At 62.3% G+C, this 20,142-nt stretch carries 19 protein-coding genes and 1 tRNA gene; 9 read left to right on the top strand and 11 right to left on the bottom strand.

The genetic code is table 11. From position 1 onward, the window contains the following. Positions 1-2 precede the first annotated feature (2 nt). From E4K09_RS09045 to uxaC, 4 genes are read right to left on the bottom strand one after another with little or no spacing between them, the layout of a single operon-like run. Positions 3-911 carry an ABC transporter permease gene (locus E4K09_RS09045; protein ID WP_134496412.1) on the bottom strand — a complete coding sequence of 303 codons (909 nt, stop codon included), beginning with the start codon at positions 909-911 and terminating at the stop codon, positions 3-5. Further along, a complete protein-coding gene (locus E4K09_RS09040) occupies positions 911-1,996 on the bottom strand; it encodes an ABC transporter ATP-binding protein (RefSeq protein ID WP_134496411.1) in 1,086 nt (361 codons plus the stop codon). Before E4K09_RS09040 ends, E4K09_RS09045 begins: the two co-directional genes overlap by 1 nt. Before the next feature lie 15 nt (positions 1,997-2,011). Next, a complete protein-coding gene (locus tag E4K09_RS09035; RefSeq protein ID WP_134496410.1) occupies positions 2,012-3,199 on the bottom strand; it encodes an ABC transporter substrate-binding protein in 1,188 nt (395 codons plus the stop codon). A 50-nt stretch (positions 3,200-3,249) separates the two neighbouring features. Beyond that, positions 3,250-4,653, bottom strand: a complete 1,404-nt coding sequence (gene uxaC, locus E4K09_RS09030; protein ID WP_134496409.1) for a glucuronate isomerase — start codon at positions 4,651-4,653, stop codon at positions 3,250-3,252. Between the two features lie 119 nt (positions 4,654-4,772). On the opposite strand from uxaC, the gene E4K09_RS09025 reads away from it, so the two are divergent. From E4K09_RS09025 to E4K09_RS09005, 5 genes are all read left to right on the top strand, one after another. After that, positions 4,773-5,501, top strand: a complete 729-nt coding sequence (locus E4K09_RS09025) for a GntR family transcriptional regulator (RefSeq protein WP_134496408.1) — start codon at positions 4,773-4,775, stop codon at positions 5,499-5,501. Positions 5,502-5,544: 43 nt separating this feature from the next. Further along, entirely contained in the window at positions 5,545-7,077 is a 1,533-nt protein-coding gene (locus tag E4K09_RS09020) for a UxaA family hydrolase (protein ID WP_134496407.1), read from the top strand. Between the two features lie 59 nt (positions 7,078-7,136). Beyond that, a complete protein-coding gene (gene uxuA, locus E4K09_RS09015; RefSeq protein ID WP_134496406.1) occupies positions 7,137-8,333 on the top strand; it encodes a mannonate dehydratase in 1,197 nt (398 codons plus the stop codon). Positions 8,334-8,642: 309 nt separating this feature from the next. After that, on the top strand, positions 8,643-9,872 hold the full coding sequence (locus E4K09_RS09010) for an ABC transporter substrate-binding protein (protein WP_134496405.1): 1,230 nt from the start codon (positions 8,643-8,645) through the stop codon (positions 9,870-9,872). Positions 9,873-10,052: 180 nt separating this feature from the next. After that, complete coding sequence (locus E4K09_RS09005; RefSeq protein WP_134496404.1) at positions 10,053-11,693, top strand: acyl-CoA synthetase; 1,641 nt, start codon at positions 10,053-10,055, stop codon at positions 11,691-11,693. Positions 11,694-11,706: 13 nt separating this feature from the next. Here E4K09_RS09005 and E4K09_RS09000 read toward each other — a convergent pair whose 3' ends face one another. Next, positions 11,707-12,504 (bottom strand): enoyl-CoA hydratase, encoded by a 798-nt coding sequence (locus tag E4K09_RS09000; protein ID WP_134496403.1) that lies wholly within the window; start codon positions 12,502-12,504, stop codon positions 11,707-11,709. Between the two features lie 124 nt (positions 12,505-12,628). Between E4K09_RS09000 and E4K09_RS08995 the strand changes: the two genes are divergently transcribed. After that, entirely contained in the window at positions 12,629-13,201 is a 573-nt protein-coding gene (locus E4K09_RS08995) for a peroxidase-related enzyme (RefSeq protein WP_134496402.1), read from the top strand. Positions 13,202-13,684: 483 nt separating this feature from the next. On the opposite strand, the gene E4K09_RS08985 is transcribed toward E4K09_RS08995, so the two are convergent. Further along, positions 13,685-14,083 (bottom strand): hypothetical protein, encoded by a 399-nt coding sequence (locus E4K09_RS08985; protein ID WP_134496401.1) that lies wholly within the window; start codon positions 14,081-14,083, stop codon positions 13,685-13,687. Between the two features lie 191 nt (positions 14,084-14,274). Next, entirely contained in the window at positions 14,275-15,417 is a 1,143-nt protein-coding gene (locus E4K09_RS08980; protein ID WP_134496400.1) for a sensor histidine kinase, read from the bottom strand. Positions 15,418-15,625: 208 nt separating this feature from the next. On the opposite strand from E4K09_RS08980, the gene E4K09_RS08975 reads away from it, so the two are divergent. After that, positions 15,626-15,925, top strand: coding sequence for a hypothetical protein (locus E4K09_RS08975; RefSeq protein WP_134496399.1), 300 nt, complete (start codon positions 15,626-15,628; stop codon positions 15,923-15,925). Positions 15,926-16,007: 82 nt separating this feature from the next. On the opposite strand, the gene E4K09_RS31010 is transcribed toward E4K09_RS08975, so the two are convergent. Further along, the gene (locus E4K09_RS31010) at positions 16,008-16,250 is read right to left on the bottom strand and encodes a DUF6894 family protein (RefSeq protein WP_425293827.1); all 243 of its coding nucleotides are present in this window, start codon (positions 16,248-16,250) and stop codon (positions 16,008-16,010) included. Further along, the gene (locus tag E4K09_RS08970; protein WP_134496398.1) at positions 16,186-16,965 is read right to left on the bottom strand and encodes a Crp/Fnr family transcriptional regulator; all 780 of its coding nucleotides are present in this window, start codon (positions 16,963-16,965) and stop codon (positions 16,186-16,188) included. Before E4K09_RS08970 ends, E4K09_RS31010 begins: the two co-directional genes overlap by 65 nt. Positions 16,966-17,432: 467 nt before the next feature. Here E4K09_RS08970 and E4K09_RS08965 point away from each other — a divergent pair, with 467 nt between their 5' ends. Next, complete coding sequence (locus tag E4K09_RS08965) at positions 17,433-17,726, top strand: hypothetical protein (protein ID WP_134496397.1); 294 nt, start codon at positions 17,433-17,435, stop codon at positions 17,724-17,726. A 347-nt stretch (positions 17,727-18,073) separates the two neighbouring features. Beyond that, positions 18,074-18,622, top strand: coding sequence for a Spy/CpxP family protein refolding chaperone (locus E4K09_RS08960; protein WP_166802228.1), 549 nt, complete (start codon positions 18,074-18,076; stop codon positions 18,620-18,622). 334 nt (positions 18,623-18,956) lie between these two features. On the opposite strand, the gene E4K09_RS08955 is transcribed toward E4K09_RS08960, so the two are convergent. Beyond that, entirely contained in the window at positions 18,957-19,211 is a 255-nt protein-coding gene (locus tag E4K09_RS08955; protein ID WP_134496396.1) for a LuxR C-terminal-related transcriptional regulator, read from the bottom strand. Positions 19,212-19,890: 679 nt separating this feature from the next. After that, a tRNA-Ile gene (locus E4K09_RS08950) sits at positions 19,891-19,966 on the bottom strand. Between the last annotated feature and the right edge of the window lie 176 nt (positions 19,967-20,142).

The following is a 20,142-nucleotide window of genomic DNA, read 5'->3' as shown; positions in this document are numbered from 1 at the left end:
TCCTATCCTTTCGCGCCGGAAGCCGGGCCACGGTAGAACAGCCCGCGCGAGGCGAGCACCAGCACGACGATGGCGAGCTGGACGAACCCCATGATCATCGCAACAGCCGAAGCCATGGAGTAGTCGTATTCCTCGAAGGCCGCCTGATAGGCCGCGATGGAGATCACGCGGGTCGAGCCGGCAGGCTCGCCGAGAAGGACCGCCGAGGGGAAGACCGAGAAAGCCTGCACGAAGGACAGGCAGAACGTGATCGCAAAGCCCGGCATCAGGAGCGGCAGATAGACATGAAGGAAGCGCTGCCAGGCGCTCGCTCCAAGAGTCGCCGCCGCCTGCTCCAGGGCCGGGTCGATGCCAGTGACATAGGACAGGGTCAGCAGGAACGTGAATGGAAAACCCGTGATCACGAGAGACGCGAAAACGCCCCAGTAATTGTGCACCAGCCGCATGGGTTGATCGAGGATCCCGAAGGTGACGAGGGTGCGGTTGAACCACCCCTGAGGACCGAGATAGTTCAGGAGTCCTTCCGCAACCAGAACGGTGCCGAGGGTGATCGGCAGAACAAGGATAGTCGTCAGAAGGCGCTGGCGGCGCATGAGTCGCACGCGAAACGAGACTGGCACGGCCAACAGCAGGTTCAGCAGCGTGACGGGGACCGACAGCCAGAGCGTATTGGCGATGGTGTCGTAGAGATAGGAATCGGAGAAGAAGCGCTGGTAATTGGCGAGCCAGCCGCCATTCTTCGGTTCGAAGGAGAGAACGAAGCCGAAGGCGAAGGGATAGACGAAGAGCAGCAGGCTGAAGATGGCCGCGGGAACCGCCAACAGCGTGACGGCATCGAAGCCTTTGGCGGCCAGCCGCTGGCGCAGGCTGGGTCCGTGCTCGACGCGGGTTGTGGGTGCGAGCGCCTCCATCATCTCCTCCCCTTGATCGGTTCGGCGAAGACGAGGACGCGCTGGTCGTCAGCCTGCAGGTGAACGGTCGTGCCCAGATCCACGGGCTGATGGGCACGGAATACGAAGTCGAGCCCCCCATCCGAATGCGCCGTTCCGACGAATTCACGACCGCGATACTCGATGGTGTCCACCTTGACCTTCAGGGCATTTCCGCCAGCCTCACCGAGGATCAGATCGTCCGGACGGATCGCCGCAAAGGCGGTCGAGCCCACCGACAGGTTTTCACGGGCGATGCCGCTGATCCTGGATCCCTCCACATCGAGAACCGTCCTGCCGTTCTCGACCGCGAGAACCGTACCCTTGAGCTTGTTGCGGAAGCCCATGAAGTCCGCGACATCCAGGTGGGCCGGAGAATCGTAGAGCTCCTTCGGCGTGCCGACCTGACGAACGACCCCGTCGCGCAGCACCACGATGCGATCCGCGAGCGACAAGGCCTCGTCCTGGTCGTGCGTGACGTAGATCGTGGTCGCGCCGAGTTCGTTGTGGATGCGCCGGATCTCGGCGCGCATCTCGAGACGTAGCTTGGCGTCGAGGTTCGACAGCGGCTCGTCCATTAGGACGAGCGGCGGCTCGATGACGATGGCGCGGGCAATGGCCACGCGCTGCTGCTGGCCGCCGGACAATTGTCCCGGCAGCTTGTTTTCCTGCCCTTGCAGGCGCACGAGGCTGAGCGCCTCGTTCACCTTCCTGTCGATCTCAGCCCGCGGCGTTCCGCGCATCTTGAGGCCGAAGCCGATGTTCTGGCGCACGTTGAGGTGCGGAAAGAGCGCATAGTTCTGAAAGACCATTCCGAACCCGCGCTCTTCGGGCCTGAGCGTGTCGATCCGGCTCTTGTCGAGCCAGATGGCGCCCCCCGTGACGGGCAGAAGACCCGCGATGCAGTTCAACGTGGTGGACTTGCCGCAGCCGGAAGGTCCGAGCAGCGCGATGAACTCGCGCCGCTGGATCGTCAAGGACACGTCGCGAAGGGCGTTGAGGGCGCCGAACTCCCGGCTGACGCGGTCGAGCCGAACTTCGTTGAACTGTGAGAGAGCTATGGTCATCGCGGGTCCTCAGATTTACTTGCGCTTGGCTCCGCCGACCTGTTCGTCCCACATGCGGAACGCAACCACCATCTGCTCCGGCTGGAGCGGCAGCTCGATCGGGTTCTCGGCGATCCACTTCTCGTATTCGGGGCGGCCGTACTCTTTGATGGCCGCCTGGCTTTCCGGCGGAGCCATGTCGAGGGTGACATCCTTCACGGCGGGACCGGGATAGAAATAGCCCTCGTCATAGGTGTAGGCCTGCTGCTCCTTCGTGAGCAGGAAGCTCATCAGGTCGAGAAGAACGGCGATCTTCTCGTTCGCCAATCCTTTGGGGATGCACATGTAGTGCGCGTCTGCGACCCAGTGGAAGCCTTTGAGCGCGGCGACCTTCGCTTCCTTCGGCACGACGCCGAGCACGCGCGGGTTGATGTCCCAGCCGGTCGTCGAGACCGTCATGTCGCGGGAGCCCTCGCCCAGCTCCTTCATGACCGCGCCGGTTCCAGACGGATAGTACTCGATGTTCTGCCCAAGTTCCTTGAGATAGGCCCAAGTCTTGTCCCAGCCCTTGGCCGGATCCTGCGGGTTGCTGTCGCCGAGCAGATAAGGCAGGCCCATCAGGAACGTTCGACCGGGTCCGGAATTCGCCGGGCGGGCATAGATCAGCCGGTTCGGATTTTCCTTGGTCCAGGCCAGCAGGTCCTCGGCGGTCGTGGGTACCTTCTTCACCCGATCCGGCATGTACTCGAGCAGCGGGCCGGACGGATAATAGGTGACGACGACGCCCTGCCCTTTGGCCAGGGTCTGCATCTTGGCGGCGGCAGGAAGATAGATGTCGTCGAGCTTCGGCAGAGCAGCCGCGTGCTGCGGAACAAGATCCACCCAGAGCTTCTGGTCGATGCCCGCGGAGAGCGCATCCGTGCCGGTGAGCACGAGGTCGATGTCGACGCGACCGGCATCCTGCTGCGCCTTGAGCTTGCCCGCGAGTTCCGGCGCCGGAGCCTTCGTGAACGTGATGCGCGAAACGAGATTGGGCTTGGCCTTGCGGTAATTTTCGATCGCCTTCTGGGTCAGCGCCAGATTGCCGGCCACGTCGATGACGTTGAGCGCGACCGGGCTCGTCGGCAGCGCCAGCTGCGCGAAGCTGGGGCCGCCGAGAGCGGCCACGCCGGCAGCGCCGGCCATCCCTCCCACGAAGGTTCGTCTGTTGATCAGGTTCGTCATGTCTTCCTCCCTTTCTGTGCGATTGGCCTCTTTGCCGGCCAAGTCGGTTCTCACAGCTTGTAGGCCTCTTTCGCGAGGCGATATGCGAGGTCGTAGGCCAGCTCATGCGCCTCGTCCTCGTCCAGGCGATGGGTGGTCACGAGTTGGCTCAGGAAAGCGCAGTCGACCCGGCGTGCCACATCGTGGCGGGCGGGAATCGAGAGATAGGCCCGCGTGTCGTCGTTGAATCCGACCGTGTTGTAGAACCCGGCGGTTTCCGTCGTGAGCTCCCGAAAGCGACGCATTCCCTCGGGCGCATCGAAGAACCACCAGGCAGGGCCGAGCTTCAGCGCCGGATAATGCCCCGCGAGCGGCGCCAGTTCGCGTGAATAGCTGGTCTCGTCCAGCGTGAAGAGAATGAGCGTGAGGTTTCGTTCGTTGCCGAACCGGTCGAGGAGAGGTTTCAGAGCGCGGACGTAATCCGTTCGCGTGGGAATGTCGGCACCCATGTCACGGCCGAAGCGGCTGAAGATCGTGCTGTTGTGGTTGCGGAACGAGCCCGGATGGATCTGCATGACCATGCCGTCTTCGACGCTCATGGCAGCCATCTCCGTGAGCATCTGGGCTCGGAACAGCTCGGCATCGTCGGCGCTCGCCGCACCTGTCGAGACACGGCCGAACAATGCCTCGGCGTCCGCCCGCGAGAGATCGGCGGTTCGCGCCGTGGGGTGCCCGTGATCGGTGGACGTTGCACCGTACTCGCGGAAGAACGTACGTCGCCTGCGATGCGCCTCCAGGTAGCCGCTCCAGCTGGACGTGTCACAGCCGGTGATCTCGCCGAAGTGGACGAGGTTCTGCCGGAAGCCTTCGAAGTCCGGATCGACGACCGGATCGGGACGGTAGGCCGTGACCACGCGCCCTCCCCAGCCCGACCGGCGGATGACCTCGTGATGCTTCAAAGGATCGAGCGGGCTTTCCGTCGTGGCGATAGCCTCGATGCGGAAGCGCTCGAACAAAGCACGCGGACGAAACTCGGGCGTGCGCAGAGCGGCATCGATCCGGTCGTAATAGGCGTCGGCATTGTCGGCAGAGAGCCGCTCCGTAAAGCCGAAGAGCGTTGCGAATGCATGATCGAGCCACGCGCGCGTGGGGGTGCCGCGAAACAGGTGATAATGCGCGGCGAAACGCCGCCAGATCGCGCGCGGATCGCGCTCGACAGGTGCGCCATCCTTGGTTGGGATGCCCAGCTCCTCCAGGCGCACACCCTGGCTGTAGAGCATCCGGAAAATGTAGTGATCGGGGATCACGAACAACGTCGCCGGATCCGGAAACGGCTCATCCTCGGCATACCAGCGCGGATCCGTGTGGCCATGGGGAGAGATGATCGGCAGATCGCGGACTCCCTCGTAGAGCCTTCGGGCAACATCCCGCGCCGCGGGCTCGACGGGGAAAAGCCGGTCCGGGTGGATCAGCATGGCATTCTCCCTATAGCGTTTCGTCCCGACCTTTTCCGGTCGCTCTCCGAGATCGGTTCAGAGATTAGAGCGGTTGCAGCGGCTTTGCAATGGCCTACTAGTATGGTAGTGTGCCACTTATGACTAATAGACCTGCCCTTGCGAAACTCGACGCCAGCCGCGAGCCGATGGCCCGGCAGGTCACGCGCGCCCTGCGCCAAGCCATCGTGACCATGCAGATCTCGCCGGGCGAAATGCTGTCCGAGCAGGACCTTGCCCAGAAGTTCGGCGTCAGCCGCTCGCCGGTCAGGGAGGCGCTGATCAAGCTCAGCGAGGCGGGCCTCGTTCGGGTACTGCCGCAGCGGGGCACGCAGGTGGTCAAGATCTCGCGAGCGGGCGTCGAGGACGCACGCTTCATCCGGGACGCGGTGGAATGCGCGGTCGTCCACGAGGCCGCGTTGAAGGCGACGCCAGTCATGCTTGCGGAGCTGAATGCCAGCCTCACCCGGCAGCGCCGGGCGCAGCGCTCCGCCTCCACGGAGGAGTTCCTTGCGCTCGACGAGGAGTTTCACCGGCTTCTCGCGGAGACGGCTGGTCGCCCCGCCGCGTGGCGAATGATCGAAGACATCAAGCCGCAGATGGACCGCGTGCGATTTCTCGACATGACGAAGGCCGTGCCGCGGCATGTGGTCCTCGCACAGCACGTGCTGATCGTGAACGCGATCAAGGAGAAGAACCCGGCGGCCGCGCAGGAGGCGATGCACCAGCATCTGAGCGAGATCCTGCGCACACTGCCGGAACTCGCGGCGCAGCACCCGCACCTGTTCGAGTCCGAGACGGAAACGTCTGCGGACGTTCTCAGCGCCTGAGCGTTCGCTCTCGATGGATAGGGCCTCGCCGGAAGGATCGACGATGCTGGACAAGCCGACCCTCGCACCGCGAGTTGTGCACCTTCACGAACGCGACAACCTTGTCGTAGCCGTCGATCCCATCATGCCTGGATCGGTCCTGCATGGGGTTACGGCCAAGAACCGCGTCCTTAAAGGCCACAAGATGGCCACTGCCGGGATCGCGCAAGGCGATCCAATCCTCAAGTTCGGCCAGATCATCGGCTTCGCATCGAAGCCGATCGAGCCCGGTGAATGGCTGCACGAGCATAACGTGGAGATGCATGCCTTCGCGCGCGATTATCGCTTCGCCGAGGACGCTAGGCCTGAGGCCGTGCTCCCCGTCGAGGCGCGTGCGACATTTCAGGGCTATCGACGCGCGAACGGCAAGGTCGGAACCCGGAACTACCTGGCGATCCTGACGAGCGTGAACTGCTCGGCTTCCGTTGCGCGCTTCATCGCACGTGAAATCGAGCAATCGGGCATACTCAGCGACTATCCTCACATCGATGGCGTCATTCCCCTGGTGCACGGCACGGGCTGCGGCATGGATCACAAGGGTGAAGGGGCCGACATCCTCAAGCGGACTCAGTGGGGCTATGCGTCCAATCCCAACATGGCCGGAGTTCTCATGGTCGGCCTGGGCTGCGAGGTCTTTCAGATCGGGCGCTGGAAGGAGCTCTACGCGATCGAGGAGAGCGACACGTTCCGTTCCCTGACGATTCAGGAGACCGGCGGCACGCGCAAATCCGTCGAAGCCGGCGTCGCGGCGATCCGCGACATGCTTCCGCTGGCCAATCGTGTCCAACGCGAGACGGTGCCCGCCTCCGAACTGATGCTCGCTTTGCAATGCGGCGGCTCGGACGGCTATTCGGGCATCACGGCGAACCCCGCCTTGGGAGCGGCTGTCGATCTTCTCGTCAAGAATGGCGGCACCGCAATCCTGTCGGAAACCCCTGAGATCTATGGCGCGGAGCATCTCCTCACCCGCCGCGCCGCAACGCGCGAGATCGGCGAAAAGCTCGTGGATCTGATCGGCTGGTGGGAAGAATACACGGCGCGCAACAGGGGCGAGATGAACAACAACCCCTCTCCCGGCAACAAGGCTGGCGGCCTCACGACGATCCTCGAGAAGTCTCTGGGGGCGGCGGCCAAGGGCGGCACGACGACGCTCAAGGGCGTGTACCGCTATGCCGAGCCGGTCACGGCGAGAGGCTTCGTGTTCATGGATACGCCCGGCTACGATCCGGTCTCGGCGACGGGACAGGTGGCCGGCGGCGCGAACGTTCTGCGCTTCACCACCGGGCGCGGCTCGGCCTATGGCTGCAAGCCCACGCCCTCGATCAAGCTCGCGACGAACAGCGACGTCTACCAGCGGATGATCGACGACATGGATGTCAATTGCGGCGATATTCTCGACGGCGTTTCAATTGCCGAGAAGGGTCGGGAGATCTTCGAAACAATCCTGAGAGTGGCCTCTGGGGAGCGGTCGAAGTCGGAGCTTCTCGGATATGGCGATGCCGAGTTCCTGCCCTGGCAGATCGGCGCGGTGATGTAGGAATCAGGTTCAAACCTCAAAGCCGATCGGGAGATCGGCCAATCCCGTAAGGTGCTTTCATGGAACAGACTTGGCGCTGGTTCGGTCCCGACGATGCCGTTCAGCTTCCTCATATCCGGCAGACTGGCGCGACAGGAATCGTGACAGCCCTGCATCACATTCCCTATGGCGTCGTGTGGAGTGTGGAGGAGATCGAGAAGCGCAAGGCCGAAATCGCCGCCGACCGGTCGCTGGGCCTGCGCTGGAGCGTGGTCGAGAGCCTGCCGATCCATGAGAACATCAAGATCGGCGAAGGCGATCTCACCACGCTCTTCGACAATTACCGCCAATCCCTGCGCAACCTCGCACAATGCGGTATCACGACGGTGTGCTACAACTTCATGCCGGTCGTCGACTGGACGCGCACCGAGCTCGCCCACCCTCTTCCCGGGGGAGGAACTGCGCTGCGCTTCAACGCCCATGAATACGCCGCGTTCGACTGCTTCATGCTGGAGCGTCCCGGCGCCGAGGCGGAGCAGTCGCCGGAGGTCCTCGCGCGCGCCAAGGAATGGTATGAAAGATCCTCCGAGGCCGCCCGCAGCAAGCTGCTCGCGAACATCATGGCGGGCCTGCCCGGCGCCTATGACCGCTACGACGTTCCGGGCCTGCGTGCGATGCTCGACCGCTACAGAGGGATCGATGCCGCGGCCCTGCGCGAAAACCTGGCGCGCTTCCTGCGCGAGGTCATCCCCGTTGCGGAAGAGGTGGGCATCCGCATGTGCATCCACCCGGACGACCCGCCGCGTCCGCTAATGGGCTTGCCCCGCATCGTCTCGAACGCGGAGGACCTTGCCTTCATCGTCGGCGCCGTCGACTCGCCCGCCAACGGCATCACGCTCTGCAGCGGCTCCCTGGGAGCCGGCCCGTCCAACGATGTGCCGGCGATTGCGAGACGCTTTGCCGACCGGATCTGGTTTGCTCACTTGCGCAATGTCGCCAAGGAGCCGGACGGCTCCTTCATGGAAGCGGACCATCTCGGAGGCGACACGGACATGGTGGCGGTGGTCACCGCGCTTCTCGAAGAGCAGAAGCGCCGCAAGGATGCCGGCAGCGACCGCTGGCGCATTCCGATGCGTCCCGATCACGGCCACGAACTGCTCGACGACGTGGGCAAGCCGACGCACCCGGGCTACCCGGCCATCGGCCGCCTGAAGGGACTCGCCGAGCTTCGCGGCGTGATGTCGGCGGTTTCGGCGCTTCGAGGCCTGCCGCTCTAAGAGCCAAGATGATAAGGGGCGCCTCGCGTCACAGGGGCCTCTTTCGTTTCAGGATGGAGGCAGGCCCGTCGGCCAGAGGGCTCCCCCCCTGGGGCTCGTTCTTTTCGGAGAACAGAAGCACCGACATGGCCCCGCCCTCCGGCGTCGCGAGGCACTTGCCCCGAGACCGAGGCCTGTCCGTCTTTGTCGATCCATTGCCCAGGTCGCAATTCCAGTCCGATTTGTTCTTTATAAGGAACTTTTCCGTTGACAAGAACGCGGCATGGCGTTTTGTCTCTCCGTCACCAAACCTCATCACGGGAGAGAACAATGCCCTGCAGGCACCCAATCGCGCTGGCAGCGATCGTCAGCACCATGTCCGTAGGAGTCTCGCTTGCCGCGGCTCAAACCCCTGATGCGATCTCCGATGGGGTGGTCAAGATCGGGGTGATGAACGACCAGTCCGGCATCTATGCGGACATGGCAGGCCCCGGTTCGACCATCGCCGCCCGGATGGCCATTGAGGATTTCGGCGGCAAGGTGCTCGGGAAACCCATCGAAGTGGTGGCCGGCGACCATCAGAACAAGCCGGACGTCGGCTCCGCCGTCGCCAATCGCTGGATCGATGTGGAGAAGGTGGACACCATCGTCGATCTGCCCACCTCCTCCGTCATGCTGGCCATCCAGGAGATCGGCCGCCAAAAGAACCGCCTGATCATCGCTTCGACGGGTGGATCCTCGGATTTCACGGGCAAGTTCTGCTCCCCCGTGGGCATCCACTGGACGTATGATACCTATGGACTGGCCGTCGGGACGGGACAGCCTCTCGCAAAGCGTGGCCCCTGGTTCTTCCTGACGGCGGATTACGCCTTCGGACACGCCCTGGAGCGCGACACCGCCGATGCCGTGATCAAGGCGGGCGGAAAGGTCGCCGGTGGCGTCCGGCACCCCCAAGGCAACCACGATTTCTCGTCCTTCCTCCTCCAGGCCCAGAGCTCGGGGGCGAAGATCATCGGGGTCGCCAATTCCGGCGCCGATACGGTGAATGCGATCAAGCAGGCGCATGAGTTCGGGATCACGGAGGCCGGTCTGCAGCTCGCGGGTCTCTACATGCACATCACCGACGTTCATGCGATCGGGTTGGAACAGGCGAAGGGTCTCCTGATGACCCAGGCCTTCTATTGGGACCTCAACGACGAGACGCGCGCCTGGTCGAAGCGCTTCTACGAGCGCCACAAGGCCATGCCGACAATGGGTCAGGCGGGGGTCTACTCGTCGATCATCCACTACCTCAAGGCCATCGAGGCCGCAGGCACGGACGAGGCGCGGGCCGTCGCGCGGAAGATGAAGGAACTGCCGGTGAACGACTTCTTCGCCAAGAACGGCAAGATCCGTGAGGACGGCCGCATGGTCCACGACCTCTACGTGCTCGAGGTGAAGAAACCCGAGGAATCCCGCGAGCCCTGGGATTACCTGAAGCTGATCCGGACGATCCCGGGCGACGAGGCCTTCCGCCCGCTCTCGGACAGCGATTGCCCGCTCGTGAAGGTGGGCCAGTAAAGACGTGACGCAGGGCCGCCCGCGAGGCAGCCCTGCCGCCTCATCAACACGCCTTATTGCTAAGGCATGCCTGCCGTAAACACACGCGACGGGTGCATGGCCCTTTGGTAGGATGGGGTTATACAAGAACATCCTGCCGGGCCCCTGGGCATCATATCGGCAGACATTGGGAAAACGCTCGTGACCTCGACTGTTTACGACACGAATCTCGATAAGAACCCGGCGAACTACCAGCCTCTCACGCCCCTCACATTCCTGGAGCGGGCCGCAAGCGTTCACCCTGAGCACACGGCCATCATCCATGGCTCCTTGCGGCGCAGCTATCGGGATTTCTATGCCCGCTCCCGGCGCCTGGCGTCGGCTCTGGCCCGTCGCGGGATCGGGCGCGGCGACACGGTGTCGGTGGTGCTGCCCAACACCCCCGCCATGCTCGAATGCCATTACGGCGTGCCCATGGCGGGCGCGGTGCTCAACACGCTCAACACCCGCCTCGACGCCAAGATCATCGCCTTCTCTCTCGATCACAGCGAAGCGAAGGTGCTCATCACGGATCGTGAGTTCTCGGGCGTCGTGAAGGCCGCTCTCGAACTCGCTTCCGCCAAGCCCCTCGTCATCGACTACGACGATCCCGAGTTCACGGGTTCGGGCGAGCGCCTGGGCGCACTCGAATACGAAGATTTTCTGGCGGAGGGCGATCCCGCATTCGCCTGGAACCTGCCTGGGGACGAGTGGGACGCCATCACCCTGAACTACACATCCGGCACCACGGGGGACCCGAAGGGCGTGGTCTATCACCACCGTGGCGCGTATCTGCTCGCGATGGGCAACATCGTCACCGGCGCCATGGGCCAGCATCCCGTTTACCTTTGGACGCTGCCCATGTTCCACTGCAACGGCTGGTGTTTCCCATGGTCGCTGTCGATCGTCGCCGGCACGCATGTCTGCCTGCGCGCCGTTCGATCGAAGCCCATGTACGATGCCCTGGCCGACTACGGGGTGACCCATCTCTGCGGCGCGCCAATCGTGATGTCGATGCTCCTGAATGCGCCGATTCTTGAGAAGCGCGCATTCTCCCAGACGGTCCGCTTCATGACGGCGGCGGCGCCTCCGCCGGAAGCCGTGCTGGCCGCCATGAAGGATGCGGGTTTCGACGTGACGCATCTCTACGGTCTGACGGAGGTCTACGGCCCCGCCGTGGTCAACGAGTGGCACGCGGACTGGGACAAGCTGCCGCCTGCCGAATACGCGGCGAAAAAAGCGCGTCAGGGCGTGCGCTATCCGGTGCTCGAAGCCCTCGACGTGCTCGACCCGGACACGATGCAGCCGGTGCCCGCGGATGGAAAGACGCTCGGCGAGGTCATGTTCCGGGGCAATGTCGTGATGAAAGGCTATCTGAAGAATCCCGACTCGACCGAGAAAGCCTTCGCGGGCGGCTGGTTCCATTCCGGCGATCTCGGAGTGAAGTACCCCGACGGCTACGTGCAGCTGAAGGACCGCTCGAAGGACATCATCATCTCCGGGGGAGAGAACATCTCCTCCATCGAAGTCGAGGACGCGCTCTACAAGCATCCTGCGGTCCAGGCGGTCGCCGTCGTTGCGATGCCGGACGAGAAATGGGGCGAAACGCCGTGCGCCTTCGTGGAGCTGAGGGCGGATCATTCAGCGACGGCCGAAGACCTCATCGCCTGGTGCCGACAGCATCTCGCTTCGTTCAAATGTCCGCGCACGGTGATCTTCACCGAGCTGCCGAAAACGTCCACCGGCAAGATCCAGAAATTCCAGCTGCGCGAAATGGCGCGGGCCCACGCGCGCAGCGCGTGACGGAGGGGGCGAACTAGCGTCCCTTCCACACGGGCTTGCGCTTGCCGATGAAGGCGTCGATGCCCTCCGCCGCATCCTCGGCCATCATATTGCAGGCCATGACCTGTCCCGCATAGGCATAAGCCTCTTCCAGGCTCATGCTGCGCTGCCGGGCGAACATGGCCTTGCCCGTGCGGATCGCGACGGGGCTCTTGGAGCAGATGTCGGACGTGAGCGATGCAACGGCCGCATCGAGCTCGGGATCCGGCGCCACGCGGTTGACGAGGCCGTAGGAGAGAGCCTCCGTGGCCGAGATGAAACGCCCCGTCACCAGCATCTCGAATGCCTGCTTGGGAGCGACGTTGCGGGAGAGCGCAACCGCCGGGGTCGAACAGAAGAGACCGACATTGATGCCGGAGACGGCGAATGTCGCGCTCTCGGCGGCAACGGCCAGATCGCAGGAGGCCACAAGCTGGCATCCTGCCGCCGTCGCCATGCCGTGCACCCTGGCGATCACAGGAACCGGCAGGTTCACGATGCTCTGCATGACGCGCCCGCAGCGCTGGAACAGATCCTCGTAATAATCCTGACGGGGATTGGAGCGCATCTGCTTGAGGTCGTGCCCCGCACAGAACGCTTTGCCGGCGGCCGCGATCACGACGCAGCGAACACTCTCGTCCGCGGCGAGCCCGTCCAGATTCTGCTGCAATGCCTGAAGCATCTCCTCCGACAGCGCATTGTACTGACCGGGTCGGTTCAAGGTCAGGGTGACGACTCCCTCCCGCTCCTCGCGGACCAGGATGGGCTCATCGGAAGCAATCTGGGCGCTCATGAATTCTCTCCCCCTGCCCCACATTTAAGCACGTTGTCCGCTGGAGCCAAGGTCAATAAGCTGAGGGTCGACGAGTTGCCAGGGATGCTCCATCCCGCAAGCCCTCCGACAGGAAGGAAGACTCATGAGCCAAGCGCCGATCAGCCGCTTCCCGACCCCAGAAGTCGCCGATCTGCCGGACGACATCCGGACGCGTATCCTCGCAGTCCAGGAGAAGTCCGGCTTCGTTCCGAACGTGTTCCTTGTTCTGGCCCGCCGCCCCGACGAGTTCCGCGCCTTCTTCGCCTATCACGATGCCTTGATGGACAAGCCGGGAAATCTCACGAAGGCGGAACGCGAGATGATTGTGGTGGCGACCAGCAACGCCAATCAATGCCAGTATTGCGTGGTGGCTCATGGAGCGATCCTGCGCATCAGGGCGAAGAACCCGCTGATCGCCGATCAGGTTGCCGTCAATTACCGTAAGGCCGACATCACGGACAGGCAGAAAGCGATGCTCGACTTCGCCATGAAGGTGGCCTTCGAGGCCTACGCGGTCGATGATTCCGACTTCGCCCGCTTGAGCACCCACGGCTTCAGCGAGGAGGACGTCTGGGACATCGCCGCCATCGCGGCTTTCTTCGGCATGTCGAACCGCCTGGCCAATGTCACCAGCATGCGCCCTAACGAAGAGTTCTACACGATGGGCAGAATATGACCGGGCCTGCCCGATTCCCGGTCGGGTTGAGCGGAAACCTGTTCTCCCTGCTTGACGGAAAGTGCGCAGGAAGATCCTGCTTTTTCATTCATGCGGGATCAATCAGGTCAATTCCGAGTTGGCAACCATACGTCGCGGGTGGAGTCGAAAATGTTTCTTTCCTGGTTCCGGTTGAGCATGGATGCAACCATGCTCGGGCTTGAGGCCCAGTCTGTCATTTGGACCCGCGTGTCTCAAATGGCACTGGGCCAAGGATCGCCCGAGGAGAACCTTCGGATGGTCACGGAGAAGGTAGCTGCGTTAGGTGAGGCAGCCGCCATCATCGCCAGCGGCGGAACGGCGCACAGGGTAGTCAAGGGCTATCGGAGGAAGGTTCGGGCCAACATCAAACGCCTCCGGCGTTAGCCATCGAACGCCTCGCCCCGTCCCTCATGCCGCATGTGCACCTCTGCCGGATCGCGTGTCCGACGGTTCGCCCTTGGTTTAGGCTGCGTCCAGATGCTGCGGCTCGAAGGTGCTCTTGAGGGGATGAGGATTCCAGTCCTGGGGAAGAGCGGACAATGCCTCGGCCCGGGTCAGCCCCCTCTTCCCGGACCACCGCAGTTCGAACTGAAAGGCCGCGCTCTCGTTCCCGAATGCAACAAGGCCGCCACCGCTCGGAAACAGGTACACGTCATATGACGACTCAATGCCCTCGAGCCAGTGCATGACCTCAGGCTTGAGCGCTGACTTGCCCTTGTTCCAGACATCCCAACCGGTCACCATGAAAACGAACGGCCAGCGCCTCACATAGGCTTCGGCTGCGTAGCAGGCCGACAAGGCCAGCTCTTCATCACGGACAGTAGCGACAATGACGCTTTTCATTTCGTCCAGATTTGTCATCACTTGCCCCTGAGGTCTCTGAGCAGCTCGCTGCGGCATAACGAAACGGGATACCGTACCGCCTACCTTTAGCTTACCTCGTAGGGGTTAAGCAAGACTTTATCTCGCGTTTTGGCGTCACAGGTCCCAAGACGATCAGGACATCTGGCGGGCTTCGATCACGAATTGGCATGGGCTCAGCGGTCATCGCCTTAGCTCATCAGGGGAGCATCGACTGAACACACGACCCCGCCCGGAAAGAACTCGATCCGTACCTCTCCGCCCAGTTCCTGAGCCAGGCTGCGCTCGATGAGCCGCGTCCCGAAACCGCGTCGGGCGGGCTTCTGAACAGGCGGCCCTTCTGTCTCCTCCCACAGCAAGCGCAATTGCGGCGGCGAACTCGCGCCATTCAGGGTCCAATGGACCCTGATCTGTCCGGTACCGTTGGACAGGGCTCCATACTTGACTGCGTTCGTCGTCAGTTCCTGGAGCGCCATCGCCAGAGCCAGGGCGACGCGGGGTGGCACCTGGAGGCCAGGTCCCTGGACATGGATCCGGTTCTCCCCCCGGCTGCGGTACGGTTCCACCGCCTGCGCAACGATGTCGTGAAGACCCACATGCGCCCAGCTCCGGTCGGTCAGCACGTTGTGGACCTGCGAAAGCGCGATGAGCCGGCTCTCGATGGCCTCCGACGCATGGTCGACCGAAGGTGAGTTCCGGAGCGTTTGCGAGGCGATGGACTGGACCGTCGCAAGGGTGTTCTTCACCCGGTGATTGAGTTCGCCGATCAGGAGATCCTTCTCCCTCACGGCGGCCCGAAGCTCGTCCACCACCCGCAGCCTCTCGATGGCGGCGCCGAGCAGATTGGCGTAGCTACGCAGGAACTCGATGTCCGATTGCGTGAATTTCCGGGGCTTGCGGCTGTCCGCCTGAAGCACACCGAAGGGTCGACGCCCGTTGCTGCTCAACACCAGCACGTTCACGAAGGCCCTAACCCCATGCTCCTTCATGAAATCATGGTACTCGAAGCGATCCTCCTCCTCAATATTGGCGGAGATGACCGCCCCCTCCTTGAGGGTCAGCCCCTCCGGCGAGTTCGCGGCCGCCGTGACGGTGACCTCGCCGACGATCCCTGGCCGCCACCCAAGGCCCGCCCGAACCTTGAAGGTCCTGCCGTCGGGCAGGAGCTCCATGAGTTTGGACAGGTCGGTATCGAGCGCACGGCCCACCAGCTCGCAGGCCCGGTTGAGAATGTCATCAATGGCTTCGGTCTTGAGCGCAAAGTCTCCGAACTCCGCCAGGACCCGCTGCTGTTCCAGCAACTCATCCTGGTTTGTGTCATTCTGATTGGCCATCTCATCGAGCGTCGCAGTGATCGGTTGGTTTTCAATTCCGACCGCCAGCTCAAGGTTCCGGAGGCCTTGGTCTTGCTTCAGCCAGGACTGTCATCTGCCTGAACGAAATTACCCCGTCGGCGTTGACCTGCATCGTCAGCATGGTTTCCCAAGCGCTGGCGGCTGAGAGTCACGTGTGCTCCCGCCTATGATGGCCATGGAGTGCACCATGCCCCTCGACATCACCTACCAGCCCGTCAACGTGCTCATCGACCACCATGACAGCGAGGGCAAGCTCATCTCTGCGGATGCCCAGTTGACGGCCGTGATCGTCCGCCTCGACGGGCAGGCTCATGATCCTAAGCACAAGGGACGCTGGCACCTGGAAGCAAGGTTCGGTCAATGCCATGTCAGCGACGCACCTTTGTTCGCGACGCCGGAGGAGGCCGATGCTTGGATGAAGCACAGACCAGCGGCCGATGATACTCCGCCTCTTGAAGGGGCAGCATGGAATGCCTTCAGGCGATAAGGCCGGACACAGCGCGGCGTTCCGAGGAGCCGCTGACCGCGATTTGGCGTTCACGTCGGATCTCCCGAGGCGCCCTCTTCGGTTATTTGACGGCGTCCGAGAACGGCAGCCTCAGCACGACCGTGTCGGCCTCGTTCGTCACCTCGAACGAACATTTCAGCCAGTCCGGAATAGCCTTCAGGCGAGCACCTTTCATCAGGTCTCGTGCGGTGGTCACGACATGCTGCCTGAGTGAACCCAGGTCTGGAACTTCATCGCCTTCATGGTCGCGGGCGAAGCCATCCTCTGCTGCCGGGTACCGCAGATGAAGAAAGTAGCGCGGCATCTCGCGGCTCCGTCCCCATCAGGCGCGTGTATTCCGCCTCGGGCAGGCCATAGGCATCATCCGCCAGCTCTTCCAGCTTGGCTCGGTCGAGCACGGTGATCAGCCCGCGCTTCGCTCTGATAACGTGCATGCCCTCGAGCATGTGAAGCGCCACCGTCACCCCCGGTCGGCGCACCCCCAGCATTATGGCGATGAACTCGTGGGTCACCTGGATGTCATCCCCATCCACCCGATCGTGGCACATCAGCAGCCAGCGGGCCAGGCGGGCCTCAACGTCACTGTTGGCGTTGGAGAATGCCGTCTCGGAGGCCTGAACATGGGAGGCTTGAGCGTAACGCAGGAGTTGCCGGTGCAGAGACCTGCTCTGGGCCATCGCCTGCTCCAGATCGTCCGCGGCGATGCGCCAGCCATGGCCTGCGATCTGCATGAAGTGCTCGTAAGGAGTCTGGTCGATCCCGAGGACAATCGGCAGGCCGACCATGCCTTCCCGTCCCACCACCCCGACTTCGATCTTGCCGCCGGAGCTGTTGTTGGTCACCGACGACATGCCGGCTTCAGGAAAGTAGACGTACGCAATCGCTGTGTTGGGCTCGATCAGAACCTGGCGCATGTCCAGTGACACAGACTCAAGGTGTGGCTGGAGGCGCGCGAAGTCTTCCGGGGACAGCACGGCGAGAAGGCGGTTCTCGATGGAGACTTGCTGAGGAGAGTGCATGGCTCTCTCCGCTATTGGGGCGGGAGCACATGCTACTCTCAGCCGCTTGCGCCCCGGTCAGTGCCTGCAAGCGGTAGAAAAACTCTAGCCCATTAGCGACGGAAAGGACAGGTTTTTCTGATATAAGACTGTGAAAGAATGTAAAGCAACAATCCGGAATCAGTCTAAATTAGGCTTTTCTCCCTTCTATTTCATATAATTTCGCCCCTTTTTATTTTCTGAGATAGAAAGTTGCCGCCTCCAGTTTCTCAGTATAGCCAAACAATTCTTCTCCAATAGAAGGAAAACAAACACGAATTGTGCGCAAAGTCCCGACCGGATGTGGGTTGGTCGGCCTCCCCTGCTCTCTGGAGTTGCTCCGTATCGGACTGCCGCATTGTACGGTTTCGTACATTTATCCATCCTAGGGTCTTGATCGCGGCCATAACGCGAAGCCTCGCCGTGATCCGAGCGGGAGGCTCGCTGCGATGCCCGCCTTCACCTATCAGCCGGTCCAACTGACCGAAGGCACGCCCGAACGGGAGGGGCTTCTGGTGTTCTGGGGTACGGACCTGCTGGCTGTTCTCGTCCGCCTCTCCCCGGAGGCGCACGATGGCCAGGGCGGATTGTGGTTTCTCGAAGCCGGCTTCGGTGCGTGCGCGGACAAGAGTCCGCCTCTGTTTCGAAACCCTGAGGATGCCGAGCCCTGGTTGACCGAGCAGATGTCCGACATGCCTCGCCTGGTCAACAAGCGGGCCGAGCGGCCGACCCTTGAGGGTTAGACCCTCCCGGAAGGGATTGTGCCCTGGGATCAGTCTGCCTCGCGTACTACGGGCCTGGGTTGATCGGGTACAAGTCGGGCGCTCGCATCGTCAGGCAAGCACAGGATGAGGACCGGACCGGAGTACATCCATCCTGGCGCGGTCCTCTCGAAGCTGGCGGTGACGCTCGCCGCTTCGAAGTCCACACACGACGTCCGCTGGGGTAAGCCTGATATGGTAACTGAAACAAAATATACACGGGATCCAGCTAGTCGATGAAGGGCAGCCCAGTGTTGCCGTCACCAGCCAGTAGGTTGAATTCGCTGGAGAGACTGGCCATCCTCAAGCAAACCTGATGGAGGTCATCCATGCCGCGCTTCTGGGTTGTAACCGCTGCAATGCTCGTCATCGGCCCGGCCCAGGCCCAGCACGCCCCCGCCTCACCCTACTCCGGCTGGGAGCAGCGTGCCGTAAAGGCCTTGTCCGACCAGCAGATCGCCGACCTCCGGGCCGGCAGCGGCATGGGCTTGGCCCTGCCGGCGGAGCTCAACGGCTACCCGGGACCGATCCATGTTCTGGAACTCGGCGACCGGCTCGGGCTGACTGCGGAGCAGCGCGCCCGCATGCAGGAGCTGTATGCGGCCATGACAGCGGAGACGGTGCCGCTGGGCGAGCGCCTGATCGCGCAGGAAGCGGATCTTGACCGGCAGTTTGCCACCAGGTCCGTCACCCCGGCGAGCCTGCAGTCAACCACCGCCGCCATCGGAGCGACACAGGGCGCCTTGCGCCTGGCCCACCTGCGGTATCATCTCTCCACACTCGGCGTGCTTACGCCTGAGCAGGTCCGCCGGTACGGGGAACTGCGGGGCTACCAGGCCGCGGGGGTCCACGGACATGGCCCCAAGAGCCACCGCTGACCGCCCTTGCCGACATCGCGGCGGGCTCGCCGAGTTCGCGGGATGCTTCGCGTTCCGGGCTCGCAATCCGGCATAGTGCTAGGCCATAAGCCAGAGACAATAGACCTGAGCCAGCGCTCTCACGGCCGGACCATCAATGATGTCGGAGGCGGCTTTCACCAATCGGAGCTTCCGCCGGCGGGTCCCCTCGGGAGAAGCCGGATTTCGACGGGCTGAAGGCCGGTAGAACGGTCGAAATCGGGGGTACTCGGGGCTGCACCATGACGCATCGTTTGCGCTGAGACAGTGTCTTTAGAGACGTTAACCGAACCGACACTCCCACCTTCAACACCAACTAGGTTGGCGACAAGCGATCAGCCGATTGCGGTGACGTATTTGCTTCAAAATCCACGCTCAACTCTATTCTATTGGTACGAACCTTCCTCAAGATCGACTTGATATACTCCTTCACGATCAACTCAGCTAAGCCGAGTTCCGCCGCAATCGTATTGATTTGTGCTCCTTCTTGAACTCGATGCAGCACAACCATTTCGGTTGTGGAAAATGCACAAGCCTCCGACTTGGGCATTGGAACGACGATTGCTGTCATACCGATTGCTCGCGAAGGGCAATCAACTCTCGGACGTAGTTTCCACGCCTTGCCAAGTGCCGAGACTTGAGGACCGCCAATGCACGAACTCGCATAGCGGTATCAGGCATGGTTTGGATAAGTTTCACGCAGTCCCGCTCATACTCATCATCGATTTGGCTAAGAAGGGACAGGAGGCACTTAACCAGCGGCTGAAGCTCTGAAGCCTCTGTAGGATCGAACTGGGCTACATTGTAAGAAAGCACGTCTAGACTTTGGCAGGGCATGATGTCGGCTGTTGGTCATCTTGTTTGATGCTCGTTTAGAGGCGAAGCCGCATCGCGTCTGTCGGGATCACGACAGTTCTATAAAAAAGTTTTAATAACACCCAAGCTTCGGCAACTAATGAACGCCAAAGGTCCATTACGAGTACGAAATGACCATTCGCCTTGTCTAACCTTGCTCGGCATCGAGCGACCTGTGCCATATCCCTCCAAAGCCGGTACCAAGAAACGGCTGCACCAGAGCTAGCTTCCGACAAGAAGCATAAGGCCAACTCAATCTGGCATCACAGAATCAATTTACCAGCTTCATGCCGCGTACAGACCTTAGCGTTCCGCCATATGGCCGCTCAACTACTGTCGCCAATCAGTGTCGCTAATGACGCTAAATGCCAACCTAAGTCACTGATTTTGTTAGGTGGTGGGCCCGGCAGGACTCGAACCTGCAACCAGACCGTTATGAGCGGCCGGCTCTAACCATTGAGCTACAGGCCCTTCCAGGGAAGGCCCGATATGATCTAACCGAGGGAGAGCCGTTCGTCACCCCCCTGTTTGACAGGTCTCTTCCCGCTCTTGACGAAGAAATGGGGCCGGCAGCACAGTCTGGCCGCCTGCCCCTCCCCGGAACTGCGCCGGGCAGAGCCACATGGCGGAGAGGCCACGCGGATTGT

The sequence above is a fragment of the Microvirga pakistanensis genome (assembly GCF_004458765.1).
GTDB lineage: Bacteria > Pseudomonadota > Alphaproteobacteria > Rhizobiales > Beijerinckiaceae > Microvirga > Microvirga pakistanensis.
The sequence above is the reverse complement of the archived record's forward strand: the minus strand, read 5'-3'. Positions and strand labels throughout refer to the sequence as shown.